This window comes from Legionella yabuuchiae (assembly GCF_900640115.1).
Taxonomy (GTDB): Bacteria; Pseudomonadota; Gammaproteobacteria; order Legionellales; family Legionellaceae; genus Legionella_A; species Legionella_A yabuuchiae.
This window is the reverse complement of sequence record NZ_CAAAIW010000031.1, coordinates 1-26134: the sequence shown is the minus strand read 5'-3', so window position 1 is coordinate 26134 and position 26134 is coordinate 1. Positions and strand designations below refer to the sequence as shown.

The following is a 26134-nucleotide window of genomic DNA, read 5'->3' as shown; positions in this document are numbered from 1 at the left end:
GTACGCGTAGCAAGCAATGCAAGCAACATAGTTACAAAACATGTCATTCTCGCCTTGTTCCAGCCAAAATACATATTTAAACGATCCTTCAACTCGTTGATACACTCTATATAACCTCCTTTTGACGATCGAGATTATATGATTTTCATTCTATGGCAGCGAGTTATCTTAAGTTACTTCAGTGCCAAACCAGAAATGGTTGCCCGCCTGCGCGGGCATGACAGGTTTTTTTGTCATGTACAGAGAAACTACAGTCAAATCTATTTAGTTTTTTTTAAGATACAGTGTTTTCTGTCTCTATATGATGCAGATCTTGTCTGAGCTCCACTAAAGTATTTACAATTTTAGGTTTAAAAAATCCCAAGAAACGTTGCTTTTTATATATATTCGCAACGCCCAATGACAATATAGAAGCCAAGGCGCTACCCAACTCACCTAAAATAATTCGCCACTCAGGATAAGGTTGAAAAACGACTAAGGCATGATCGATGGTTCTTAAACAATCCTGAACAAAAATACGGCGATCACGATGCTCTAGAAACTCTTGCTGCGCTTGCATGAGTTTATCATACACGAATTTCCCAAACTGATATTTTTCATTGTCATCGCGCAATGTTTCTATTTCTTGCTGAATTTTTTCCAGATAATGCTTAAAACGGATCTGTTTAAGAGTTACTGTTGGACTCATCAACAACATGTTTCTCGGTAAAAAATGGTTTGGCTCTAGAGCAACCAGTTGAACCGATGAAGGAATACTTCTAAGCATTTTTTTTATTTCTGCACATGACATTGCCTCAAAATTTAGCGCACTTAGGTCAAGACAATACGTATCCGATGTAATGTTGCTTGATAATTCAGATCGGTGTTTTATGGCTACAAATCGATTATTTGGTATGGACTTTAACACCACATCCATGGTCTCTTTTTTTCTTGCTGCGATATTTAGTGCTGAGACACCCTTAACATCTTCCTGCTGCAAAGCCCACAGAGTACATTCCCTGGGATAAAGCGTTATAAGAAAATTCAAGGACTCAGAATCTGCTGCAGCAAAATAATAGGCATTTCTTCCCTCCGTGCTTATTCCTTTTAATGCATCACGGATTTCAATTGATGTGAATTTTTCTCGAATGACTCTTGAAGAGGCGGCATTGGAGAGGGCAAAATGGAGGCTGGAAAGACCTTCTGCTCCACTATCCATTAAAAGAGATTTGCAGGTGGGGAGCCAAACACATTCAAAAATAATTTTTAGTGTTTCAGGATAATGTTGTGCGATTTCATCCAGTACATAATTTCCAGATTGACATCTATGTTTTAAAATCTCTAATTCTTTAAAAGGACATAATTCCTTTAATATAAGACGAAAAGTTTCTGGGTACTGAATGGCTTTTTCAATAACTGCTGGCTGATGAAAATATGATTCATAATTCTTAACCCCTAACAATTTTTTAAGTCTTTCCTCAGATGGATACAATGATAGAAAGGCGACAAATGCTTTTGGGTTAGCACATAAAAAATAAAGCAGCGGGTGTTCATTATCCAATGAATAGTCCTTATTGATTCGATTTAAGGCATGCATGTATCCAAGAGGACTTTCATCTTTTAATATTAAGTTAAGTAGAGGATAATTACCTTGATGCACAGCCCTGTATTGAATATTAGTGCCATTGGCTAATATAACCATGCGCCAGTCAGTGACTTGATATCCATTCTTTAGCAACTGAATCACTTTACTTTGCAATAACGGCATGTCCACGTCTGCCAAAACTTGATACAAGAGCCTACACTTTGCCAAATTATATTCTTGGATACTATACCCCATGGAGGTGTACTCGTCCTTAGTTGGTGGCATAAGGTTTATATAATGATTGATATCCAGATTCTTATCTGCTAAGAATGCCTGGCGAATGATAAGCGCTTGTAATGCATAACGACCATCAGGATACACGAAATACTTTTGATTAATTTCCTGTAGTCTTGCACAAATAACTCGATGCTTATTATAACATTCCACGATTTCATCATATTTTTCTTTGGAAAATGCGTTTATCTTTTCATCAATCAATTTCAGCAAACTGCTTAATAAACGATTTGTTGAGTTAATACTCCAGATTTCTGCATCTTTTTGCGTTTTTAAATAATCTATACAACGCATAAGCTCATATTCTGGTAAGTTCTTTTTTAATACTAAATTAAATATAACCCACCGCATGTTATATAAAATAGCGCTAGGCAAAATATGTTGGTAAGAAAACAATTTGCAATAATATTTAACATGACGCAAAGGTAATGACTTTTTGAACCTTTGTGGAAATTGTTTAATCACCTCTGGCAACAAAGACGGTTTGGAAACAAGCGCCATCCAAAAAAGCGCATCATGCTCGCGAATAAGTGCATGCATTTGCTCATTAGAAACAAACATGCCGAGCAGTTTTAAAATAGGTATTTTTTTTGAATCTGAAATGTCTGGTGATTCAATCACTTGGTATAAACGAGCTAAATTATTCGTTTCAAGCTGCGAGATCAATTGGATTAATTGAATAGAGAATCTCGGATTTTTTTCTTTCGTACTTAAGTAGAGCGCCTCTGCTAAAAACTTATCGCCAAAAATTGAGTATAAATTATAAACATTCTCTGGTGATGGATAATAAGAAAAGTTTAATGGTTGAATTTTAACGTTTATCAATCGAGCACGTGACAACTTGCCATCAAGTGCGTAGCGTTGATAGGCTGGCTCCTTACTTCCTCGCGTTTTAGACGCAAGCCTGCACAACTTATTTAACTCATTATATTCTGGTGCATTCGGTTGAATAGAACTTCGAAGCAAGGTATACATTTCAGTAACGCAGGACATATCCCAACAATTGTACAGAAAAAATTGCTGCAATAGACCTGATTTGAGAATACGCTTTGCAGAAACGCCACTTCGAGCTAAATAAGCAATATATGCGCCAAACATCAAGGGTTCTTCTGATTCAATGCGCATATTAAACAACACTACCGGAAGTTTATTTTCAGCACTAAATGCACGTTTAAAAAGCGCAACAAACCATTCTAGATGTTCAGCATTGGGTTCAAAGTTATCCGCATTAAACAATGAAAAAAGGCTTTGAGGGGTATCGTCTGCTTGGGCAATCAGCTTGGAAAGAAGGGTGGTTAGTTTGAATAATTTCTCGAATTCGTCCCATTCCTCTGTTGTACGCAACATAACAGGGTGTTGTTCAATGTCATTTTGCAGTGCTTGATAATGGGTTAACAAAGAAACGAGTTGCTGTTTTGTGACCAAAGCCGTGATCGAAGATACATCCAAGTCTTGCTGTAAGCGATAAATATCCATATTACTCCACCTTACGCGAATGGTCGTTATAGCATATTGAATTTTACCTTAGAAGCAAAGAAGTTTTAGCCCACACAGAAATGGCTGCTTTGTCTTTTTAATAAGTCTTTTTATGAGATGCCTCTTGTATGCTCATATATGAATACCAGAAAACGGCGGATTTTCATAAAGTACAAGATATTCAGGATGCAAAATCAAGGTGACCTTTCTCCCAAATTATTGCCACTTCTTCAATGAGATTGATTAGTTTGTATTATCTGTTTAGCGTACAGAGAGCGCATTCACAAAGCGCTAGCTAGGGCTTCTAATATATGTTATAACCATCTGCTCATAACTAGGTTAATTGTAATTTATGAATCTAACACAAGAAGAAGCACAAAAATTACAAGCCCATAATTTGGTGCTTGAGCGAGATAATAAATTTAAATTTATTATACTAATCTTAGGGTTTGGTGTAAGTTGCACTTCATTGGCTTTTTCCATATGGAGTCTAGCTGAAGAACCAACGCCTAATGGCTGGTGTGGGCTGAGTTCAAGTATGGCTTCTTTAGCTATATCTTCTGTTGGTATTTTTAAAAGAGATTTTACAACAACAGCAAAAACCCCACAAAAATCACAAGCAACAGAAACTCTAGATTCAGAACAGGGTAGTCAACCAGAGAATAATAAGAACCGTTCAACAAATTCTTGGAATTTCGTTTCTAGCATGGTTTGATGGCATGAGGTCTAATGCTAGTACCTCCTCCTGTTATTCGCTCTCTTAACGGGGTCAGTCAGGATGCGGGTGTAATTGATGCATTTAAAGGATCAAACACGACTCTATCCCTTATCTGGCTTAGATTTTCAGGCTTCTTGATTAAATCCCAAATGTACCTATCGTCGTTTTAATGTATTCTGTCATGTAAGAGCTTGGATGCCTCAATCTTCGCTGATCATCTTAGGCAACGTATATGGACTCGTCCGTTTTCGCAAGTAATCTTTGAGTGAAAACGGATGAGTCCATATACGTTGCCTAATAAAATAAAAATAAAATGTTCTACTAAAATGATGACAAGAGAGAATTATCTTAAAATCACTAACACTCAATTATAGTTTATATTTTGAAGCAACGTTAAAGTTCTTTACTGGCAATGAGTTGTGTAATGATCCAATGCCATTGGCTTATGTCGTTCTTCATTGAAACAGGTGATTTTAAAAAAGTCCTTACTATTAGACTTATACATTCTAAGGCGTGTTTACAACTCACCACTTCCTACGCCGCGACTTGAGTGAGTAGACGGTGGTGATGAATGATAACCACGCCTTAGTTTTCATTTTATAGACCGAGTTTCAAGTCAGAAAATTACTATTTTATATTCCACTTAACGGTATATAAATCATGACGGCGGTCTTTTAAATTAAGGACGGTTCCTTGGCTGCGCGCAGTCTCTAAAGCGCGCAAACTTAAATCAGCAAAAGAAACCATCTCAACATTCGGTGTTGTATCTGCGGCGATTCCATCACGAGCAAAGGGGAAATCACAGGGAGTAAAAATAGCACTTTGTGCGTATTGAATATCCATATTTGCAACGCCTGGTAAATTACCCACATTCCCAGCCATAACCACATAGCATTGATTTTCAATTGCTCGTGCTTGAGCACAATAACGGACACGGAGGTAACTTTGGCGCTCATCGGTGCAGAAGGGGATAAAGAGGATTCGCGCTCCTTGATTAACTGCATGTCGTGCAAGCTCAGGAAATTCAGAGTCATAACAAATTAAAACGGCGATAGGGCCACAGTCCGTCATAATGGTATGAAGTTCATCACCGCCACGAATATTCCACCAATATCGCTCATTTGGGGTGGGATGAATTTTAGCCTGTTCATGCACTTGGCCATCTCTTAGGCAAATATAACAAATGTTATAGACACCATCTTTTGTTTTGGTAGGGTGAGATCCTGCTATTATATTGATATTATATTTTACCGCCAACGAAGACATTAGTTCTACAAATGGTTTGCGGTATTCAGTTAATCTAAGAATCGCTTCCTCGGGATTTAAGGTAACATTGTCTATTGACAACAATTGAAGAGTAAATAACTCAGGAAACACAACAAAGTCGGAATAATAATCCGCAACGACATCAACAAAGTATTCTACATGCTTTGCAAACTCTTCAAAAGAATGCACACGACGTTGCATATACTGTACAGCACTCAAGCGTACTTTATCGATGACTTCTACACGAATAATCGAAGATTTTTGTTGTGTCTCTACTTCAGAAGAAACAGCATGGTTTATCCATAAAAGATGTGCCGCATATCCCTTTGATTCTTTATCTGTGGTTAAATAATTGGGTAACACGCCAATCAGTTCGAATTGATTGCGTAGCTGGAACGACAAAACTGGATCACGCACATGTTTGTTGATTACCGCGCGCAAATAGTCTTCAATACTGGGATATTTTTTAGCGTTACGATGATAGCTTGGAATACGGCCACCAAACACAATTCCTTTTAGGCCTTCAGCTTGACACAAACGCTTACGCGCCGTATAGAGGCGGTTACCAATCCGAAGCCCACGATATTCAGGATGAACGCACACTTCCATGCCATATAAATAATCCCCATGAGGATCATGCGTTGATGCAAATCCATTGCCAGTGATTTCACTCCAGGTATGAGGTTTTAAAGCGATATTCCCGCTAATTTTGAAGGTTGCGCAGTATCCTACAATCTTTTGCTTGTATTCCACGACAAATTGCCCTTGCGGAAAATGGTTCATATGTCCACGCAATGCGGCCGAAGAGTAGGTTTCCATATAATCTGGATAGGCTTTTTTTACCAACTCGCGAATCGCACTAATGTCATCTATTTTTGCATTTCGTACAACAATAGTGGCTTTTTCCTTTTTTTTAATCATATATCAACTTCCTATTTGACGTAACTATTTGATTCCTCTTGGTACTATACCCAAGAAGTGATAATACAGCCAATAAAGACAAGAGATAGAACTAATGCGCTACTACAGTTTACAGTTTCTTTTACAGCATACAAAAAATGGATAGAACATATAAAATTAGCTATGAGGGGGGGGTAAATAATGTCCAATCCGAGTTTAATGATTCAAAAATTTTAGACGTATCCTTCGGTTTTAATATACAAAAATCATTGGAAAATTGTCCGGTAGCTTCTCCGCTAAGTCTGATTATTTTGATAATCAGGCTTAGTGGATATAAGGCTCCGTAGATTCAACTCACTGATGCAGTCAGTAAAATAATAGATTAAACCGATAACGACCTTATTTAATTTTTATTTTAGGATGAAACGTTCATTATGATAATATTCCAGATCCTCGCGACCATAATGTATAACCATGAAATCATTAAGATCATATTCTGATTCCATTTCAGGGCCCGCAGTTAAAGCAAAAGGTCCTTTGAGGACCAAGGGGTTATGCGTCATTTCACTACCGCCAATAGAAGCTTCCCGATACTCAGAATAAATATTTGTTAATCTAGTGCAAAATGATTCATAGCTCATAGCGTATACCTGTGGCGAATGACTAGGATCCAAAGGATCATTAGGGTCAAGGTAAAGCACTAAATCTTTTGCAGACTTATTTTTCATGGCTCCAACTATCACAATATTGTGAAATAGTAACTTGCTTCCTTCAGGGTGACGATAATCTTTAGATTTGTAATACTGAATTTTAATCCCATGATGATCTTCTTTTAAGACCGATGGTGACGCCCATTCATAAAAGGGCTTACCAAACTTACCGTGCACAACTAGCTTTCCGTGCTCCCTGATTTCTTTCATGAAATCATTAAAACTAGATCGCGGACCCCAATTGCTATGCCTCATGCCAAACAGTTCTCGAGCTTTATTCAAAACTGCTTGTTCATAAAGACATTCTATCTCATGAAGACCGTGATTTTTATGTGGAAAAGTAAATAATGATTCTATACCTTCAAGATAACGCTTTTGCTCCGCAATTGGGACACCAAACGCTTCTAAAGTATCTTTTGAATTTTTCAGTAACTTTCGGGTATATTCTAATTCATCAAATTCACCTTGTTGAAAAGCCTCATCTAGCTTAGTGATACTTTTCCTGTATTTGGAAAAAACTATTTCAAATTGCCGCTTGTCACTTTTTGAATCTTTACCATATCTCGAGCGAATATGATTCATGCCATAAAAAAAGCAAGTAGGTCCTTTTTGAGCGGATTGATAATAAATATCTCCTGGTTTCCCAACAAATTTTTTTCCATTATTAAAGTCAACAATTACCTCATTAGAGGTATTCACTAAAAATTTAAGCATAAAACCGAAATAAATCACATGGTGGTGGCAGAATTATATCATATTGATAAATAATAATCCAAGATGCTGTGTGTTTTTATTAATATTAGTTTCAGTATTTTAAAAATTTAAATGAGTGATCCTGCCCTTCCCATTATTTTTTTTTAGTCGATTTTAAAAAATGATGAAGCGTTTTTTTTAATCCTTCTTCGAGAGAATGTTGGCATACAAAACCGTACTGGTTCATGCGCTGGGTATCGCCGCAAGAGTGACGAACATCAAAAACTCTTGTATCCATGTATTGCTTTTTATAAGGTTTTCCTAGCAATGTTGCTATTTTGTCTAAAAGAACATTGATGGTAATAGCTTTTCCAGTACAAATATTAGATACGTGTGCATTTTGTTTTAAAATATTTATGGCATGAATTAGACAATCTACGACATCTTCAACAAAAATAAAATCTCGTGTTTGTTCACCATCTCCATAAATAACAGCAGGCTTATCTTCTAGCAAATTAGTAATAAACTGAGTAATGACGCCTGCATAAGGCGACTGAGAATGTTGGCCAGGCCCATATACATTAAAGATCCTTAAACCCATACTTGGTAATTGATTGGTATGAGCTAAAGCATATGCGTTTAACTCTACAGAGAGTTTATCGCATCCATAGAAGGATAAAGGATGAATGAAGCTCTCTTCTTTAAGCGGCAAATTGCAAGAATCACCATAAACGCCACAGGATGAAGCATAAACTACAGGTATATTTCCCATTGTTACTGCGGCTTTTAAAATTTTAAAGCTAGCAATTAGATTAACTTGATTAATTGCTAACCATTGGTCAATCTCAACAGCAACAGTTGGAATAGCCGCTAAATGAAAACAACCATCACAATCAGCAAGCAGATCTGTAAGTTCATCAAAGCTTGTCAGATCAGTTTTTTTGAAAACGGCCTGGGGGTGAATTTTATTTCCATTTGATAAATCATCGACAACAATCACGCGATGATTTAAGTTAATTAGTTTTTCTGTCAAATGAGCGCCGATAAAGCCGCATCCGCCTGTTACGAGATATGTCGCCATTATAATGGTTTGCCTTGTACTCGGTTAATGAAATAATGAAATGAACCCCAAACTTTGACTATCGTGTGATATTGTCTAAAGCCAATCATTTCTAAAACCGCAAGGGCAAACATCCATAAAATATCATTGATCCGATGGTAACGATTAAAGGTAATGATATTAATAAACATGTTGGCAATCGTTAAGTACGCAATAAATCCCCACGCAAGTAAAATATATAAAATTGCTGATGTAGCATTTAAAATTCCCATGAAATAGGCGAGAGTTAGTGTAAAATATGCGGTAAATTCTACAAAAGGCGCAATAGCTTCTAAAATGACATACATAGGATAAGAAAATAAGCCTTGTATTTTAAAGCGAGCATTGAAAAACATATCTCGGTAGCTCAATATGCTTCGAAGAATTCCCCGCTGCCAACGTTCTCTTTGGCGGCTAAACTGGACTAAGGTATTAGGCACTCTTGTCCAAACAGTAGAGGACGGATTAAAACCAATATTATAAGTTTTCTTTTTACTGTGCATGTAATGATGTAAACGCATGATCATTTCTGAATCTTGTGCATAATTCTCTGTATCATATCCTTTAGCCGCAATAACATCCGCCAAACGAAACAAACTTGCTGTCCCAGAATAACTCATAGTTCCTTTATAAACATTCCAACCAGTGCGATTGAATAAATGTGAACGTAAATATTCAGCGCTCTGCAAAGCAGGTATATAACGATATGGCATCCGAACTTGTTCCATCTCACCATTTTTGTATTCACAATTGTTTAAAATATATACCCCGCCGCCGATTGCCACGGTATTTGGCCTTGATAGCATTTGATACATCATTTCCGCTACCGCCTCTTTATCTATAATTGAATCAGCGTCTACAGTCATAAAATACGGAGTAAAACATGCATTTAATCCTGCATTCAGTGAATCTCCAACGCCTGAATGTTCTTTATCAATAACCAGAAGACGTGGGTTTTTTGATGATACATATAGGTGCTTGATAGGCGCCGTGGCTATCTTAGCGCTATAAGTTACAGGTTCGGGTCTCATCTCAAAATATTCAATCAGTTGTTTTAAACTTGCATCAGTGGAGCCATCATTGACGAGGGTAATATATAAATTTTCATAGTCACTTTTTAAAGAGCTCAAGACATTTTCAATGATAATTTCTTCTTCATTATAAAATGGGGTAATAATAGTTACTGGCGGCATTTCTTTAGTCTGTAATAAACTATAAATATTCGTAATATTTGCTCGTTTAAAAAAGTAAAAAATACTTGGGAGCGAACCTAATAAAATTAGCGTATAAATAATGGCAGAAAAAATAAAAAATATAAGAATTGCATAGTTGATGATCATTAATATGGTGATCATAATTTCTCCTTCATTGTTTGCACATCAAGGAAATATGCTGCTAAGCTTGGCTGATAAGATTCTTTTGATTCTTTATAATGAGATAACAACTCTTTTCCTTGTTCTCCAAATTGTAACAGGGCTTTTGCAGCATTAATTCTTACCCATCGAACATCATCATTTAAGCAGTGCGCAATAGCTTGCATCGTGTCTTTAATTTGAAGATTCCCTAGGGCTCGAACTGCTTTGTTTCTAACCAACCAGTGAGGGTGATTTAACAATTCCAACAACTTATATTTAGCCTTATCAGGATTTGCTTCAGCCAGAACAGTTATTACTGCTAATTGACATTCCATTTTTTCTGATGAGAGATCCCTTAGGGCCAATTCAAAAATTTCTTCGGAAGGCTTTAAGTGTTCTAAGATTCGGTAACATAAAATTTTACGATCAACATCTTTTGTTTGCTCTAATTCTTCTTTTAAAAAGCGCATCAATAATTCATTAGGTTCAACTTGAGCGATATAGATTTTATTGGGTAAGTCTCCTTCTTTTTGCAGTTGATTTAGTGCTTTTCTAAATAATTCTTTATCCGAGAGTTTTAAGACTACATGAACGGCGTTCACCCGGATTATATGCAGTTCGTCTTCGATTAACGCACACAATCTTTTTTTATCTTCATCTAAAACCACATAAGAATATGCTTCAAGTAACGTATAACGTTTAATCCAGTGTTTTGAATCATAAAACGGTCGTGCCACGGGTAATACATATCTTTCGACTAACTTGGCTTTTTCTTTTGAGTTAAGAGCCTTGGTTTCTGCTATGGCTTTTAATATTAATTGTGGGTGTTGTTGATGAGGCGGTGGCATGTCTTTTTTCGATTCTTTCAAATAATGTTTTAGCGCTTCTAATCGCTTTAAGTCTCTTTTTTCTTTTAAGGAGTAATAGAGCTTCATGCCGTAGGTACTTAATACTAAAAGCGTTACTAAAACCACCTCGACAGTTAAAAAAATAATTACAATCCATTGTTCGCTAGTAAACATGCTTAAGCCATCCGTAATTTAATTGCAAAATTAAAATAATAAAGCCGGCGTAAAAAGTCATTTGGGAACTTCTGTGTTTCCAGTCCCGCTCCAAGTTTAAACAGCAGTTTATCGCTAATCGGCTGCTGCCCTTCCAGCATTAGGATGTTATTTTTTACTTTAAAAAATTCAAAGGTCAATAAATCAAATAAGTCAGGAGAGGTTCCAGTTGAAAAGTAAACACCAACATATTTATCTGGATTTTCCCAAAACTTCTTCGCCTCAAATCGATAGAGCGTTGATTTTGGCCCTGTTTTCGGAACAAAATGATATGGTCGAAAACCTAAATAATAATAACCTATATATTTCGCTATGCTGGCTGTGTAGGTATTAAAGTAACTTTCTTCGATTTTGTTATAAGTATTGCCTCCAGAGATAACTATTGTGTCAGTAATCTTTGCAAAAGCTTCACCTTTGACTAAATCATTAGGAAATAGTTCAGGTGTATTAGAAAAACCATACCCTAAGTCTAACCAAAACTTTTCTGTAAGATTTGGAATGGCATTGAGATAAGTCTGCCAAGCACTGTTATTTAATCGGCTGGAAAAATTAGCAGAACCTCCGAAACTTCCATACTGGCTTTTGTGGTAAAAAAAAAGAGATGAAAAATCCCAAATTTCATTGGGAGAGTTCACTTGCGCATTCAAGGTAGATGCTGTTAATTCAAAGTGTGATTTATCACGGATAGAATCAGATTCTTTGGCCTGCACAGACAAAGTGATTAGACAAAACAATAAACCGATATACCATTTTTTCTTAATGTTTCTTATTTTGTTCATGGATTATTAATTCCTCTAGAGTATTTACTAGCTTCCATTCAAACTGAAACTTAATATAGCACAGAATTTTAGAAAGCTCGGGTTTACGCTCTTGAATCTGGATATAATTATCTGAATATACTTCTTTAAAAGGAATAAGCCGAATTTTCGAGTCGCTGCCGCTCAGAGATTTAATGAGCTTAGCCAACTTTATTATGGATATGCTTTGAGAATTTCCGGCATTGAAAATTTCACCAACTGCTTTAGGAACAGAGGCGATTTCATCCATAAGTCGCACCATATCTTTAACATCACAAAACGATCGTTTTTGTTGACCATCTCCGTATACGGTTATTTCTTGCCCGTGCACGGCTTGTTTTATAAAACGAGGTACAACCATGCCATATTGCCCAGATTGATTAATACCAATGGTATTAAAGAGTCTTAAAATAATATAAGGGATACCATGTTGTTGGTAATACGAATAGGCTATTGATTCATCACATAACTTACTCACTGAGTAGGCAGCATGACCTTTTAAAGTATCTTCGATGATCAAATGATTCGTTTCTCTCAGGGCGCCATGCTGATTCCCATAAACTTCTGAGCTCGATGCAATAACAACCAATGGCTTATTGGATTGTTGATGAATAATATCCAAAACTCTAAAAGTTATATTGATATTGGTTTTTAAGGTTTGTAAAGGATCAGATAAAACCCGAAAAAGACCAACCATAGCCGCCAAATGATAAACTCTATCAACTTGATTTAATAATTTACCCAGTCCTGACCAAGTGAGTAAATTTTCATGATAAAACTTAAACTTTGGATGAGCTTTGAACGCTTCAATGTTATTTATATTCCCAGTTGACAAATCATCTACAGCAATGACTTCATCCTGCTTTTGTAAATGATAAGCGATTAAATTGGATCCTATAAACCCTGCCCCGCCCGTTATTAAAATCTTCATTAAAGACTCCAATAAGCAATATCTTTTATATGAGCCAATTGGTTTCTAAATGATCCAGGTAAATCTATGAAAACCCCATGCTTGGTTAATTTGCGTATAAATTGTTTCGCTGGTTGTTCTAAAAAATCTTGATGGGGTTGAATAAGAACAATTGCGTTAAAATCTCTAATATCCTTCCAATCAATCCAATTTAAGTTTAAATTTCGACGATCGGCCAAATCATCACAAGCATAAACTTCAATTGAATATGCTTTTAGTCTTTTATATAAATCAAGTGAAAGGCTATGGCGAGTATCTGTTGTATTAGGTTTAAAACTAATGCCTAACAGCGCTACTTTAGCTTTATAAAAGGAAATTCTCTGATTTGTCATCTTTTTTAATAATATTCCTAGGATAAAGCTCACAAAATGTTCGTTGACTTGTCTTGCAGTTTCTATCAAATTTGGGTTTATGGCATATTGATGCGCTTGATAAATAAGATAATAGGGGTCTAAAGGGATGCAGTGCCCCCCAACAAATCCTGGCTTAAAAGGTAAAAAATTCCATTTGGTATTTGCAGCATCTAAAACGTCATAAATAGATATATCCATAGCGGACATGACTTGCGCATATTCATTCATCAAGGCAATATTGACATCACGTTGAATGTTTTCAAGCAGCTTGCAAGCCTCTGCTACCTTAATAGAAGGAGCTATATAGGGTTTAACTGGGAACGCTTTTTCATATAGTTTTTTTATTTTATTCAGCGCTTTTTTATTTTGCCCTGAAATAACTTTGGTTACCGTTTCAATCCTATATTCTGGATCACCCGGAACTATTCGTTCTGGAGAATACCCAACATAAAAATCAATACCGCTTTTTAATCTGCTTTGCTCTTCAAGAATTGGAATAAGCAACTCTTCTGTCGCACCGGGGTAGATTGTTGGCTCGAAAACAATAACATCTTCTTTCGTTAATAGGCTTCCTATTAGCTTGCAAACACTTTTCAATGCTTGCAAATCCGGTACAAAATGGATGTTAATCGGGGTCGGTGGCGCTGCAATATAATGAGTGGCCGATTTTAGATCATTTATTTCATGGGTAAACATAATATCTAAGTTTTGAAAATTTTTTAATTCACATGCTGTATCAATTCCTTGAGATAATTCTTTAATTCGCATTTCATTAATATCAAATGCAATCACTTTGCAATTTGCTTTTGCAAAAATACTGGCAAGCTGTAAACCAACATAACCAGTTCCAATAACAGCTACAATTGTTTTTTTCATATGCTATTCTTCAGTAACTAATTTTTTTAGCTAATAATTTTATCGTAGACTTGCGTGTGAATTTTTACAATATTTTCCCAGGTATATTGATTAGCGATTTCTAACGACTTTTGGCTTAATTTTTTGTACTCTTTTACGGGTAAATTCACAAGTTGTTCAATAGCGGCTGCAAGTTGTTCAGGCGCTTCTTTATCAATAATTTTTCCCACAGCAAACTCTTCTGGCCCACCACTTTTACTCACCACCACAGGCAATCCACATCCCATTGCTTCTAAACACGCAATTCCAAAACCTTCTGATCTTGATGGCATAATGCTAACTTTAGAAATATTGTGGATTTCTGCAACACTTTCAGGAGTTTGATGACCCACAAAATGAATATTTTTTAAAGAATATGAGCCCGGTGTCATGAACTTAAGTATGGGTTCAATAGATCCTGCACCCATAACAATAAAATGAATATTTAAAGTCGAGGGTAAAAGTTTATTTGCTTTCAGCAAAATATCGATACCCTTATTAAGGGATATTTTACCCGCAAAACTGATGAAGGTAGCTTCTGGATTTACAGAAATATCTAGCTTTGAAAGTTTTTGGTGTTTATCAATGACTCTAGCTCGAAAAATTTCTTTATCGAATCCATTTTTACTCAGTACAATTCGAGATTCTGAGATATTATAAAGCTCCATGACCTCTTCTTTGACAAATTCCGATATGACAAATATTTTTTTTGCTGCTTGAGCGCTTGCAATGGCATATGGCCTTACACGCGTATCATAGCGAAAACCCAATTGATCGCTGTGGTGGGCTGTTACTAAATAGCTTTGATTCATGGTATGTAAAATCCAGCTTGCATACCAAATGTGGTGGCATTCAATCACATCAGGCTTAAAAGACTCAATTAAAGTTGATAGTTCAAGACGTAGGCTCTGTAAGTAAAATTGCAATGCCTCACTTTTAAGGTGATTAAAATATAAGGGTTCAGGGTTTCTTGGATGTGGGTCTGTAAGCATCAAGGGAAAAGTAGGCAAAACAATATTTGCATTACCAATGGGAAATTGCCAAATATGATATAAATCAGGTTGATGGTAATATTCGTTTAAATCTTCTGATTGTAAGCCTGCATCAGGGAAAAAAATTTTTACATCATACCCAAGTCGTAACAAATTTTTTGATAACCCCTTAATTGCAGTGAAACTCCCAGTTCCCCAAGGGCCTGTATTGATGAATAATATTTTCATTACTCTCCTTAGCTGTTTGTATTAACTGCCCCGACTACAATAAATGATAGCTCATTTTTAAGCCCCTAAATTCGACTTCATAATAAGGTTCATTATGGATTAAATCTCTTGAGAATTATCAAAGAGTACTTGAGGATCAAAAACTATTAATCGACTTCTTTCTTGCAAAATGCTCTACTATTGAAGTGGGTTAATTTTTATACTGAAAATAATTTTAAAAGGATAAAATCTATGACATGGATAAATAGTCTTTTTTGGGTGATTTTTTTAATTTTTAGCGTGCCAATCGTTTCTGCTACAGCGCCTAATAACTCATTGAGAGAAAGCAAAGTCTCAACTGAGTCGAAGCAAAGTCAAATGACTCCAAAGCAAGCCCTAAAACGATTAAAGGATGGCAATGAACGTTTTCTAAATAATAAACGACTACAACGCAATTATCTTGCTCAGGCCAAGCAATCCTCCTATGGCCAATACCCTTGGGTCGTCGTATTAAACTGCATGGATTCACGTAGCGTTCCTGAGTTTATCTTTGATCAGGGTTTGGCCGATATGTTTACCCTAAGAGTCGCTGGAAATGTCTTGAATGAAGATATTTTGGGCAGTCTAGAGTTTGCTACCAAAGTAGCTGGGGCGCGGTTAATCGTCGTTTTGGGTCATACCTCATGCGGAGCTGTTGCAGGCGCTTGTGAAGGGGTACAATTGGGGCACCTTAACCATGTGCTGGATCAAATCTCACCATTAGTGGAACCTGCTAAAAAAGACAGTGGCCTTTCAAGTTGTTCTAAACCTGAGTTGGTGAATTTAATTGCTAAAAACAATGCGTTGCATGTAGCGCGTGAAATTCAACAGCAAAGCCCAATCATTCAAACGTTAATTACAAACGGTCAAGTCGGAATCGTAGCTGGCATGCATGATCTTAGAACAGGGAAAGTGACTTTTTTTGAGGAAGGTCGTTTAATACCTTAAGTAACACTCAATCTCAACTTTGGTAGGTTAGGCCATCTGACCTACCCTATTTATTGCTTGATCAAAATACTTATATACCCGTAATCTTTCAAAATGCGTGTTTTTAGGCGCCTTTATTTTTTGTCCTGCCGCATTTTAAAAAGCGAGTAATGGCTCATTCCCTTGCGAGTTTTTTAAAATGCGGCAGGGCGAAAAAGAAAAAGCATAAATCACGCATTTTGAAAGATTACGGGTATATAAACTTGTCCAGGAAATTAACAAGCTCAGGTGTGTTGTACCTTAAGAACCCTGTAAGTAAGATAATGATCTCATTATCAATCCAATAGGTACCTTATTGAGTAGGACAAATTCTATTAGGGGATGAGTATTAGAAAATAACGCTCGTATTTTTAAACGAGTGGTGTATAGTATTTTGTTAATAAATTGAAATGCTTGTCTTAAGCGAGGGATATGTTAAAGGCATTGGTTGGGCTTTTCTGTTTGTTTCTAACCGCGTGTATGGTAGGACCCAATTACCGCGAGCCTAGAACGCCCATTGCGAAACAATGGGGTAATCATGATAAGTCTGTTAAAGAAATTAAAAATAAGCCACGGCTAGAAGAAGCTTCGTGGTGGAAGGTATTTCATGATCCTACGTTAACGAAGTTAATTAACTTAGGATATCATAATAATTTGTCACTTCAGAGTGCTGCAATGCGAGTCCTTCAGGCAAGGGCTCAGCTCGCACAATCCGTCGGTGAACTGTACCCACAACAGCAAGCCTTAATGGGTAACTTAACCTATAACCGAATCGGCGGTGGATCGTTAGAAACCTTACTGCCAAGCAATTTTTGGACCGATACGGCTGGTGCTTCGGCTAGTTGGGAGATTGACTTTTGGGGGAAATATCGCCGTGCGATTTTAGCGAATGATGCAGCTTTTCTATCCTCTTTTGCGGCCTATGACAACGCCTTAGTCAGCCTGACTTCTGATATAGCAACAACCTATGTCAATATTAGAATGAATGAAGAATTAATTCAGATCACCAAAAAAAATATACGGGTACAAGCCGAAGGGCTTAAACTCGCGAAGGCCCGATACAAAGCCGGTGAAACAAGCCTTTTAGACGTTGAACAAGCGCAGGCAGAACTTTCTCAAACACAATCCAGGTTGCCTAACTATGTAAGTGAGCTACAACAAAATAAAGATTTATTAGCTGTTTTAATCGGGACAACCCCTGACCGTGTAGACGCTTGCTTAGGTAATGAAACATCAGGAATTCCTAAGCCCCCTTTATCTGTAGCGGTAGGCATACCGAAAGAAACACTCGCCAAACGCCCAGATATTTATCAAGCACGTCTGGAAGCGATTGCACAATCCGAGTCGATTGGTGCAATTAAAGCCAATCTGTTTCCTTCGATTTCTTTGACAGGGACTTTTGCATTTTCTGCAAACACCATTGGCGGCAACTCATTAAGTGAACTCTTTAACTGGTCTAACCGCACGGTTACAGCAGGGCCTGGATTCAATTGGCCAATTTTAAATTATGGCCAAATCACCAATGCGGTGCGAGCACAAGACGCAGTTTTTCAAGAGTCGTTATTTAATTATTTGAATTTGGTTTTAAAGGCTCAGCAAGAAGTTCAAGACAATATTACAAAGTTTTCCGAATCGAACAAAACACAAAAATTCCTAGTTACGGCTAATCGTGCAGCGATTAAATCAACCAAATTAGCGATGGTACGTTATAAAGAAGGCGAATCAGACTTTACGACCGTTCTTGATGCTGAACGCCAACAGTTAAGCGTGGAAACTTCATTGGCTGTTGCACAAGGTGATACACCAAAAGCGCTTATTGCACTTTATCGCTCTCTCGGCGGTGGCTGGCAGATTAGAAAATGCCATGACATTGTGCCTGAACGGGTTAAAGCGGTTATGTCTGCTCGAACCAATTGGGGCAATTTGCTGTTAGCGCAAAATCATCAGCCGCCGTTAACAAACACAAAACAGCTTCAAGATTTGTATTTACCTAACTGGTGATCAATATGGATTCAGTAAAACGAAAACAGTGGTTTAAATTAATCATCTTGTTGGTTGTGGTTTTATTTTTGGTGGATTGGTTTGCACGATCCTTGACCAAGGATAAGCTCGTTACCCCTCCTCCACCCACAGTGATAACTCAGAAACCCGTCCTAAAGCCGATGACGGAATATGTCGCTCAAACGGGTACTGTGGTGGCATATAACTCTGTAGATTTGGTAGCTCGAGTGCAGGGATATTTGCAGGCCATTAAGTTTACCGATGGAACCTTTGTGAAAAAAGACGACTTGCTGTTTATCATAGAACCAGAACCCTATTTGGAGCAGCTTAAATCGGCCCAAGCAACCGTCGAAGCTCAAAAAGCAGCTTATGCTTATGACTTATCTGAATATCAGCGCCAAAAAAGAATGTATAAGCAAAATGCAACTTCTTTAAATAACGTTGAGAAGTGGGAGGCAAAAGTTGAGGAAACTAAAGCACAAATTGACAAGGCCGAAGCAGATGTGGTTAACGCAAAAATTACTTATAGCTACACGCACGTGCTAGCGCCGTTCGATGGCCGCATCGGCCGACATTTGGTTGACGTTGGGAATTTAGTTGGTCATGGAGAAGCCACTGATTTAGCTACTATCGAACAAATCAGGCCAATTTATGTCTATTTCAATCTTAATGAGCTGGATGTCATTAAACTTCGACAAGCCGCACGTGCTTCGGGATTCAAGCCATCGGAAATCAATACAATACCCGCCTATGTGCAAATGCAAGGTGAAACTGGATTTCCTCATGAGGGAAAATTGGATTACGTGAGTACGGGGTTAAATGCCTCGACAGGAACATTAGAATTTAGAGCGTTATTGGAAAATAAAGATTTTGTCTTATTACCAGGGCTATTTGTTACTGTAAGAATTCCGATTTCAAAGCCCAAACCTGAATTAACCGTTCCAGAAACCGCCATCCTCTACGATCAGATTGGGCCGTATCTTTTGACTGTAAATAAGAATCAAGAGGTGGTTCAAAAGCGTGTCCAAGTTGGCGCCACGGAGCAAGGAATGCGGGCAATTGTGAAAGGACTTTCTGCCGAGGATGAAGTCATCGTTTCTGGATTGCAGTTCGCAACCCCTGGCAATAAAGTGACTCCTAAAACCGAGAAACAACAAGCATGATTTCTGAATTTTTTATTAACCGACCTGTTCTCGCTAATGTTATTGCCATCATGTTGGTCTTTCTTGGTATGATCGCAATCTATATTTTACCGGTAGCGCAATATCCAGCGATTGTACCTCCAACGATTCAGGTTTCAACGACTTACCCAGGCGCTGATGCGTCCACTTTAATTAACACCGTAGCTCTGCCTATTGAACAGCAAGTCAATGGGGTAGAAAACATGCTGTATATGCAATCAACCAGCACCAATAATGGCAGTTACAATTTAATTGTAACGTTTGAGATTGGAACGGACCTGAATTTAGCGCAAATGCTCGTACAAAATCGTGTGCAAGCCGCTATGGCGCAATTGCCAATGTCAGTGCAGAAACAAGGAGTAATGGTACAACAAAAATCGACCGCTATTTTGCAGTTTGTCACATTAACGTCTGAAAATAACGAATACGATGGCCTATTTCTAAATAATTATGCCACGATAAACATGCAAGATGAGTTATCGCGATTGCCAGGGGTTGGGAATGTGATTGTGTTTGGCTCGGGAAATTATGCCATGCGCATCTGGCTCGACCCTAACAAAATGTATGCTTACTCTCTAAATCCTAGCGATGTTATTAATGCCATAAGCGAACAAAACAAGGAAATATCAGCAGGCCAAGTCGCCTCCCCTCCAACCGTAGGTTCAGAGCCCTATCAATTAACCGTCAATGTTCCCGGACAACTGACAAATCCGGAAGAATTTGCCAATATTATTGTTAAAACCATACCCACCCAACCAGACGAAAAAGCAAACAAAAGCACCAGCGCTCAAATTATACGGATCAAAGACGTTGGACGAGTAGAACTTGGATCGTCCAATTACAGTCAGCTTGCGAAGCTAAACAATAAGCCCGCGGCAGCGATTGGTATTTTTCAACTTCCAGGCGCGAATGCATTACAAGTGGCTGAAGAAGTACAAAAAACCGTTGAAAAAATGTCGAAGCAATTTCCTCCGGGTTTAAAGTACTCCATCCCCTTTGATACAACCGTTTTCGTTGAAGAATCTATTAATGAAGTCTACAAAACACTCTTTGAAGCCGGTATTTTAGTACTGGTTGTAATTCTTTTGTTTTTACAAAATTTTAGAGCCACCCTAGTTCCCGCGACGACCGTACCAGTCACCATAATTGGCGCATTTATTGCCATGCTGGCACTAGGATTTAGCATTAACTTGTTGACATTATTTGCATTAGTGTTAGCCATTGGAATTGTCGTGGATGATGCGATTGTTATCGTGGAAGGCGTATCTCAACACATCGAGCGCGGCGTACCACCCAAACAAGCGTCTATTACAGCTATGAAAGAGCTTATTGGTCCTATTTTGGGGATCACCCTAGTACTCATGGCGGTGTTTGTTCCCGCAGGCTTCATGCCGGGTTTAACGGGTTCAATGTATGCTCAATTTGCTTTGGTTATCGCCGCCACTGCGTTTATTAGCGCGATAAATGCAATGACCTTAAAGCCTACTCAATGCGCCATGTGGTTAAGATCCATTGATCCAAATAAACAGAAAAATGTTATTTTTCGAACGTTTGATCGCATTTATAATCCTTTGGAAGCCAGATACACCCGTTTAATTGATAGACTCGTGCATCATAGTAAGAAAGCCTCTGTTATTGGCATTATTTTGGTTGCTATTGCTATCGTTGGACTAAGCAGAATTCCAACGGGCTTTATTCCCATCGAAGATCAAGGGTATCTGGTTTTAAACGTATTATTACCTGATGGTGCAACCTTGGATCGCACTGAATCCGTGCTAGAAGAGCTTTCTAAAGAAGCATCGAAGTTGGGCGGTGTTGAAAACGTAATTGCCATTGATGGTATTTCACTGTTGGATAACAACACGCCCTTGGCTAATGCTGGGGTGGTGTACGTGATGTTTAAGGATTGGAGCAAACGTGGTAAGGATGAAGATTTACGTGCCATGTATATGAAACTCAATGAAATCGCTAAAAAAACATTGAGCGCACAGGTGATGGTGATTGTCCCCCCTCCTATCCAAGGACTAGGTTTATCAGGAGGATTTCAGATGCAAGTTGAAGTCCGGGATGGTACTTTTGATTACCGTAAATTACAGGATGTTACTGACTATTTAATTAACCAAGGGAACCAACAACCTTCTGTGCAACGATTAATGACCTCATTTCGTGCAGAAGTACCGCAAATTAAAGCCCCAATTAATCGAACCAAAGCTGAATCGTTAGGCGTTACCTTAGGAGATACTTTTGACACGTTACAGACGTATCTAGGCTCTTCGTATGTGAATCTATTTACGAAGTTTGGGCAAGTATTTCAGGTGTATGTTCAAGCTGATGCCCCCTACCGCATGAACGTAGACGATTTGCGCCAATTCTATGTTCGAAATAAATCGAACGAAATGGTTCCACTAGGTACTCTAACTGATATTGATTATGACGTAGGCCCTGCGATTATTTCACTGTATAACCTCTACCCTTCTAGCAGTATTAACGGGGTTTCAGGAACAGGATATAGTTCTGGACAAGCCATTCAAGCCATGGAGCAGCTGGCAAAACAGTATTTACCTTCTGGAATGTCCTATGAATGGACGAGTACCGCGTATCAAGAGAAAATCGCGGGTAATTTAAGTTATTTTATTTTTCTGATGTCATTAATCTTGGTGTATTTAATTCTAGCTGGGCAATATGAGAATTGGTTTACACCAGCGTCGATTTTATTGAGCGTGCCGTTGGCATTAATTGGGACGGTTTTAGCCTTATCGTCCCTTGGGCTGGCGAATAACATGTATACTCAAATCGGTATCTTGTTATTAATTGCATTAGCCGCTAAAAACGCGATCTTAATTGTTGAAGTCGCTAGAGAACAACGTGAATTTCATGGGAAATCCATCTTAGAAGCAGCCGTATTGGGCGCTAAAATTCGATTTAGACCCATTTTAATGACCTCCTTTGCCTTTATTATGGGCGTGATGCCTCTTGTATTTGCAACTGGAGCAGGGGCTAACGCACGCCGCTCTATTGGAATTGCGGTAGCCAGCGGAATGGTGGCATCAACCTGCCTGGCTGTTGTATTCGTTCCAGCGTTTTACGTTTTAATTCGTACGTGGTATGAACAAAAGTGGATGAAAAAGCCTTTGCTTGAATCAGACGGCTTAGTTCAAGATAAACAATAGCTCTATTGCTTGTTCTACAGGGAAGAATTAAACTATCGCGGCAGTGTTGATTAAATATTAATCAGGATAACAAATGGAAAAGCCGTATATAGAACAAACTCCTCCCCTGTTAAGCCAAGGATCTCGTCGATTTGTAAACAGCATTAGCCAGATTATATTTATGGGCCGATGGTTACAAGCCCCTCTTTATCTTGGTCTGATTTTTATACTGACCGCTTACGTCTATCGGTTTATGGCGGAGCTTTTTCATCTCATGGCGCATATTACCTCTGCGAATGATACACAAATCATGCTCGGAGTCTTGGATCTAATTGATGTGGTTATGATTGCCAACTTACTGATTATGGTCATCATGGGAGGCTATGAAACGTTTGTATCGCGATTAAATATTGATTCTCATCCTGATCAACCCGAATGGCTGGATCATTTAGATGCTGGAGCCATGAAAATCAAACTCGCACTTTCTTTGATTGGGATTTCATCCATACACTTACTCCGAACATTTATTGAGCCGTCTAAGCAAAGTAACGATGCGGTGATGTGGCAAGTGATCATCCATCTAACCTTACTTATTTCTGCATTGACGATTGCCTATACCAATCGCTTACTAAATAAATAATCGGTTATATAAAGATCTCTTTTAAATCTTTTCGACGGTTATAATAGTTAAAATTATCCCAGGGATCGTTGATTTGAGCTAAGCGCCTAAAAATATTTTTGATTGTGTAGGTTTGGGGCGTTAATGATGGATGAGCGACCTCATCCCAGCTGATTGGAGTCGCCACTGGCGCTCCATGTTTAGCTCGCGTTGAATAGGGAGCGATTGCGGTCATGGCGTAGTCATTTCGTAAAAAATCAATAAAAACATTATCACCACGTTTGTTTTTTCGTTGTTCTAAAGTGGTAATATTAGGGCACTGTTCATGAAGTTTTTTGGCAATGTTACGCGCAACCTGTTTGATTACATCAAATTTGTACGCCGGCTCAATGGGGATATGAACATGTAATCCTCTTGAACCTGAAGTTTTTACAAAGCTATGAAGATTGAACTCATCAAGAAGCGTTTTTAATGCCTTGCTGGCTGTACGAACTTTTTCAAAGTCATTATCAGAAGGATCAAAATCAAAAATAATTTGATCAGGTTTTTCAATGGAATCCATCGTTGATAACGAGATGTGCAATTCTAGCGTATCTTGCCCAGCAAGATAAACCAACGCCTGTTCAGACTCTATTCCCACCATGTTCATCTCAGAGCCATCTTCTTTAGTTGGAACGGTTAACTTTTTAACATAGTCAGGGAAATAATCTGGACGATGTTTATTGAAAAAACCATCGTTATCGATTCCGTTCGGATACCGCTTTAAAGTTATCGGCCTATTTTTAACAAAGGGCAACAGGTAAGAAGAAATTTTACTGAAATATTCAGCAACCTCTTGCTTTGAAATTTCATGTTCAGGGTAAAGCAATTTTTTCGGATGAGAAATTTCAACGCCTGCGATATTCATACAAATTCCAACCTTATGCTTTTGATTTATCTTCTCGATGCACGTCTATGGCATCCTTATCCTTGCGAAGCCCAAGAAATCGAGGATGCCTCAACTTCCCATGTTGAGTCCACTCCGTGAAACCTATTTCTCCCACCAGCGCCGGTTCAATCCAATGAATATGTTCTGCGGATTCTTCATAATCATCAAAGGGGCAAGTATCTTGTTCTTTTTTTTGCATTTTCTTATGTAAGAACTTAAGAAAATCATCATCAAATCCGGTTCCAACGCGCCCTGCGAATTTTAATTGATCTTCTTCATAGTATCCGATTAATAAGGCTCCAAAGCCTATTCGTTCCCCTTCTGGGTCCGTATAACCGCCAATCACAAACTCTTGTTGATGAACGCATTTAAATTTTAACCATTTTTTGGAGCGAGTATACACATAGGGGGCTCTAGCATCTTTTGCAATCAAACCTTCCCAGTCTTTTTTACAGGCTGTTTTTAAGTACTGCTCTCCTTCTTTATTTCGATGCGGTAAATATCGAATTGGAGATTCATATTTAAAGGCTTGCTTTAACAAGTATTTACGTTTTCTTAGAGGTAATTGCTCTAATCCATAGCCATCGTAGTATAAAAAATCAAATACATAAGCATAGACTGGATATTTTTTTAGTAATGACTCATCTGGATTTTTAACATGCATTCTATGCTGTAATTGTTCAAAGCTGGTTACTTTGTCGTCAAAGGTTACTAATTCACAATCAATAACAAAATCCCCAGACATAGTTTTCATCGCGTTGGCAATTTCAGGATAAAATTCTTTTTGTTCTTTATGATTTCGAGAAATCATGCAGATTTCATTCTCTTTTTTATACAAAAGACAGCGTTCGCCATCGAGTTTTCGCTCATAAATCCAATCTTCATTGGAAAAATACTCATGCGTAAGGGTTGCAAGCATTGGGTCGATATCCTTACGTTGTTCTTTTTTTTCGAGCTTATTTTGTAGATTAGAGGGTAATTGTTTTAATAATTTATTCATCCTTACCCTCTTCTTCAGCAATTTCTTCTAAAGATCGCCCCGTTAAAACAGAATCAGGTTCAGAGCTAGTCGGATTTCTTCTGGCATCCGCCTCCTCATCATCGAGCTTAAATATGACCCATTGTTCATCATCGTCATCATCGCCACGGTTCATGCGTGCCATAGCATAGCCTCCCTTTATTTTTTCACCTTCTAGACGAAATTTTAAAGCACCTCCTCTTAAAGCTTCCGACATTGATTTTTTATGCTCATCATCATTTTCAAGCGGTTCATATTGACCGAAGTCCCAAACCATGACTGTGCCAGCGCCATACTCCCCTTCTGGAATTACTCCTTCAAACTTGGCGTAATCTAAAGGATGATCTTCTGTGCGAATTGCTAGTCTTTTTTCGTTCGCAGCGGTTGAAAGACCTTTGGGTACAGCCCAGGACTTTAAGGATCCATCGATTTGTAAACGAAAGTCATAATGAAGTTGACTTGCGTCATGTTTCTGTATGACAAAAATGCATTGGCCTTCTTTAATCCTAGAATCGTTTTTAGGCTCTTCGGTTTTCCGAAAATCACGTTTTGAGTGATAAGTTTCTAATTCCTTTTTAGACATATGATTAAATCCCTTTGAAATAGTATCAGTATAGGATAATTTGCTGGAAGCGCGCTAAAATCTAACATAGTCATATCACTCCAAAGCTAGTCGAAGCTTTCCATCTCTCCACCAGTGCTAAAACAGCTACCACTTCAGGCCATTAGCATTTGGGGAATGGTTTAATAGCCTCCAATGCCTTCAGATTGTTTGATATAGTGAATTAAAATTTAAACGATCCCCTGAAAAGCATGATCAATCGCCTGAGCTAAAGAATCAAAATTAGCAATTTCATTCTTAATTTTCTTTTTTAAATTTGCCC

19 protein-coding genes are annotated in these 26134 nt (G+C 38.0%); 6 read left to right on the top strand and 13 right to left on the bottom strand.

The window, feature by feature from the left end:
• Positions 1-274: 274 nt before the first annotated feature.
• Entirely contained in the window at positions 275-3334 is a 3060-nt protein-coding gene (locus E1O47_RS10715; protein ID WP_133131256.1) for a hypothetical protein, read from the bottom strand.
• Positions 3335-3686: 352 nt separating this feature from the next.
• Between E1O47_RS10715 and E1O47_RS10710 the strand changes: the two genes are divergently transcribed.
• Positions 3687-4049, top strand: coding sequence for a hypothetical protein (locus E1O47_RS10710; RefSeq protein WP_133131255.1), 363 nt, complete (start codon positions 3687-3689; stop codon positions 4047-4049).
• A gap of 630 nt (positions 4050-4679) precedes the next feature.
• Here the strand turns inward: E1O47_RS10710 and E1O47_RS10705 are convergent.
• The 9 genes from E1O47_RS10705 to E1O47_RS10665 all read right to left on the bottom strand — a co-directional run bounded on the left by E1O47_RS10705 (position 4680) and on the right by E1O47_RS10665 (position 15370).
• Positions 4680-6239, bottom strand: coding sequence for a bifunctional GNAT family N-acetyltransferase/carbon-nitrogen hydrolase family protein (locus tag E1O47_RS10705; protein WP_133131254.1), 1560 nt, complete (start codon positions 6237-6239; stop codon positions 4680-4682).
• 389 nt (positions 6240-6628) lie between these two features.
• On the bottom strand, positions 6629-7510 hold the full coding sequence (locus tag E1O47_RS10700) for a hypothetical protein (protein WP_133131253.1): 882 nt from the start codon (positions 7508-7510) through the stop codon (positions 6629-6631).
• Positions 7511-7775: 265 nt separating this feature from the next.
• Positions 7776-8702: an NAD-dependent epimerase/dehydratase family protein gene (locus E1O47_RS10695; protein WP_133131252.1), complete on the bottom strand. Its 927-nt coding sequence runs from the start codon at positions 8700-8702 to the stop codon at positions 7776-7778.
• Positions 8702-10075, bottom strand: coding sequence for a glycosyltransferase family 2 protein (locus tag E1O47_RS10690; protein WP_133131251.1), 1374 nt, complete (start codon positions 10073-10075; stop codon positions 8702-8704). Before E1O47_RS10690 ends, E1O47_RS10695 begins: the two co-directional genes overlap by 1 nt.
• On the bottom strand, positions 10072-11097 hold the full coding sequence (locus tag E1O47_RS10685) for a HEAT repeat domain-containing protein (protein WP_133131250.1): 1026 nt from the start codon (positions 11095-11097) through the stop codon (positions 10072-10074). Before E1O47_RS10685 ends, E1O47_RS10690 begins: the two co-directional genes overlap by 4 nt.
• Before the next feature lie 2 nt (positions 11098-11099).
• The gene (locus E1O47_RS10680; RefSeq protein WP_133131249.1) at positions 11100-11915 is read right to left on the bottom strand and encodes a YaiO family outer membrane beta-barrel protein; all 816 of its coding nucleotides are present in this window, start codon (positions 11913-11915) and stop codon (positions 11100-11102) included.
• The gene (locus E1O47_RS10675) at positions 11893-12864 is read right to left on the bottom strand and encodes an NAD-dependent epimerase/dehydratase family protein (protein WP_133131248.1); all 972 of its coding nucleotides are present in this window, start codon (positions 12862-12864) and stop codon (positions 11893-11895) included. Before E1O47_RS10675 ends, E1O47_RS10680 begins: the two co-directional genes overlap by 23 nt.
• Positions 12864-14132, bottom strand: a complete 1269-nt coding sequence (locus E1O47_RS10670) for a nucleotide sugar dehydrogenase (RefSeq protein WP_133131247.1) — start codon at positions 14130-14132, stop codon at positions 12864-12866. Before E1O47_RS10670 ends, E1O47_RS10675 begins: the two co-directional genes overlap by 1 nt.
• A gap of 26 nt (positions 14133-14158) precedes the next feature.
• Complete coding sequence (locus E1O47_RS10665) at positions 14159-15370, bottom strand: glycosyltransferase family 4 protein (RefSeq protein ID WP_133131246.1); 1212 nt, start codon at positions 15368-15370, stop codon at positions 14159-14161.
• A gap of 231 nt (positions 15371-15601) precedes the next feature.
• Here E1O47_RS10665 and E1O47_RS10660 point away from each other — a divergent pair, with 231 nt between their 5' ends.
• The 5 genes from E1O47_RS10660 (at position 15602) to E1O47_RS10640 (ending at position 23325) form a co-directional block, all read left to right on the top strand.
• Positions 15602-16336, top strand: a complete 735-nt coding sequence (locus tag E1O47_RS10660) for a carbonic anhydrase family protein (RefSeq protein WP_133131245.1) — start codon at positions 15602-15604, stop codon at positions 16334-16336.
• A 450-nt stretch (positions 16337-16786) separates the two neighbouring features.
• Complete coding sequence (locus tag E1O47_RS10655) at positions 16787-18355, top strand: efflux transporter outer membrane subunit (RefSeq protein ID WP_133131244.1); 1569 nt, start codon at positions 16787-16789, stop codon at positions 18353-18355.
• 5 nt (positions 18356-18360) lie between these two features.
• Positions 18361-19518: an efflux RND transporter periplasmic adaptor subunit gene (locus tag E1O47_RS10650; RefSeq protein ID WP_133131243.1), complete on the top strand. Its 1158-nt coding sequence runs from the start codon at positions 18361-18363 to the stop codon at positions 19516-19518.
• Positions 19515-22706: an efflux RND transporter permease subunit gene (locus E1O47_RS10645; RefSeq protein ID WP_133131242.1), complete on the top strand. Its 3192-nt coding sequence runs from the start codon at positions 19515-19517 to the stop codon at positions 22704-22706. Before E1O47_RS10650 ends, E1O47_RS10645 begins: the two co-directional genes overlap by 4 nt.
• Before the next feature lie 73 nt (positions 22707-22779).
• Positions 22780-23325 carry a TIGR00645 family protein gene (locus E1O47_RS10640; RefSeq protein ID WP_133131241.1) on the top strand — a complete coding sequence of 182 codons (546 nt, stop codon included), beginning with the start codon at positions 22780-22782 and terminating at the stop codon, positions 23323-23325.
• Positions 23326-23329: 4 nt separating this feature from the next.
• Here the strand turns inward: E1O47_RS10640 and ligD (E1O47_RS10635) are convergent, their stop codons facing one another.
• From ligD (E1O47_RS10635) to E1O47_RS10625, 3 genes are read right to left on the bottom strand one after another with little or no spacing between them, the layout of a single operon-like run.
• A complete protein-coding gene (ligD, locus tag E1O47_RS10635) occupies positions 23330-24211 on the bottom strand; it encodes a non-homologous end-joining DNA ligase (protein ID WP_133131240.1) in 882 nt (293 codons plus the stop codon).
• 13 nt (positions 24212-24224) lie between these two features.
• Positions 24225-25232 carry a non-homologous end-joining DNA ligase gene (gene ligD, locus E1O47_RS10630; protein WP_133131239.1) on the bottom strand — a complete coding sequence of 336 codons (1008 nt, stop codon included), beginning with the start codon at positions 25230-25232 and terminating at the stop codon, positions 24225-24227.
• On the bottom strand, positions 25225-25833 hold the full coding sequence (locus tag E1O47_RS10625; RefSeq protein ID WP_133131238.1) for a DNA polymerase ligase N-terminal domain-containing protein: 609 nt from the start codon (positions 25831-25833) through the stop codon (positions 25225-25227). The genes ligD (E1O47_RS10630) and E1O47_RS10625 overlap by 8 nt, the downstream gene beginning before the upstream one ends.
• Between the last annotated feature and the right edge of the window lie 301 nt (positions 25834-26134).

Coding starts and splice junctions, on each gene's coding strand:
- E1O47_RS10660 (WP_133131245.1), top strand. CDS start 15,602: ATGACATGGATAAATAGTCTTTTTTGGGTGATTTTTTTAATTTTTAGC.
- E1O47_RS10665 (WP_133131246.1), bottom strand. CDS start 15,370: ATGAAAATATTATTCATCAATACAGGCCCTTGGGGAACTGGGAGTTTC.
- E1O47_RS10710 (WP_133131255.1), top strand. CDS start 3,687: ATGAATCTAACACAAGAAGAAGCACAAAAATTACAAGCCCATAATTTG.
- E1O47_RS10680 (WP_133131249.1), bottom strand. CDS start 11,915: ATGAACAAAATAAGAAACATTAAGAAAAAATGGTATATCGGTTTATTG.
- E1O47_RS10715 (WP_133131256.1), bottom strand. CDS start 3,334: ATGGATATTTATCGCTTACAGCAAGACTTGGATGTATCTTCGATCACG.
- E1O47_RS10650 (WP_133131243.1), top strand. CDS start 18,361: ATGGATTCAGTAAAACGAAAACAGTGGTTTAAATTAATCATCTTGTTG.
- E1O47_RS10685 (WP_133131250.1), bottom strand. CDS start 11,097: ATGTTTACTAGCGAACAATGGATTGTAATTATTTTTTTAACTGTCGAG.
- E1O47_RS10640 (WP_133131241.1), top strand. CDS start 22,780: ATGGAAAAGCCGTATATAGAACAAACTCCTCCCCTGTTAAGCCAAGGA.
- E1O47_RS10655 (WP_133131244.1), top strand. CDS start 16,787: ATGTTAAAGGCATTGGTTGGGCTTTTCTGTTTGTTTCTAACCGCGTGT.
- E1O47_RS10690 (WP_133131251.1), bottom strand. CDS start 10,075: ATGATCACCATATTAATGATCATCAACTATGCAATTCTTATATTTTTT.
- E1O47_RS10705 (WP_133131254.1), bottom strand. CDS start 6,239: ATGATTAAAAAAAAGGAAAAAGCCACTATTGTTGTACGAAATGCAAAA.
- ligD (WP_133131239.1), bottom strand. CDS start 25,232: ATGAATAAATTATTAAAACAATTACCCTCTAATCTACAAAATAAGCTC.
- E1O47_RS10700 (WP_133131253.1), bottom strand. CDS start 7,510: ATGAATCATATTCGCTCGAGATATGGTAAAGATTCAAAAAGTGACAAG.
- E1O47_RS10645 (WP_133131242.1), top strand. CDS start 19,515: ATGATTTCTGAATTTTTTATTAACCGACCTGTTCTCGCTAATGTTATT.
- E1O47_RS10675 (WP_133131248.1), bottom strand. CDS start 12,864: ATGAAGATTTTAATAACGGGCGGGGCAGGGTTTATAGGATCCAATTTA.
- ligD (WP_133131240.1), bottom strand. CDS start 24,211: ATGAATATCGCAGGCGTTGAAATTTCTCATCCGAAAAAATTGCTTTAC.
- E1O47_RS10695 (WP_133131252.1), bottom strand. CDS start 8,702: ATGGCGACATATCTCGTAACAGGCGGATGCGGCTTTATCGGCGCTCAT.
- E1O47_RS10625 (WP_133131238.1), bottom strand. CDS start 25,833: ATGTCTAAAAAGGAATTAGAAACTTATCACTCAAAACGTGATTTTCGG.
- E1O47_RS10670 (WP_133131247.1), bottom strand. CDS start 14,132: ATGAAAAAAACAATTGTAGCTGTTATTGGAACTGGTTATGTTGGTTTA.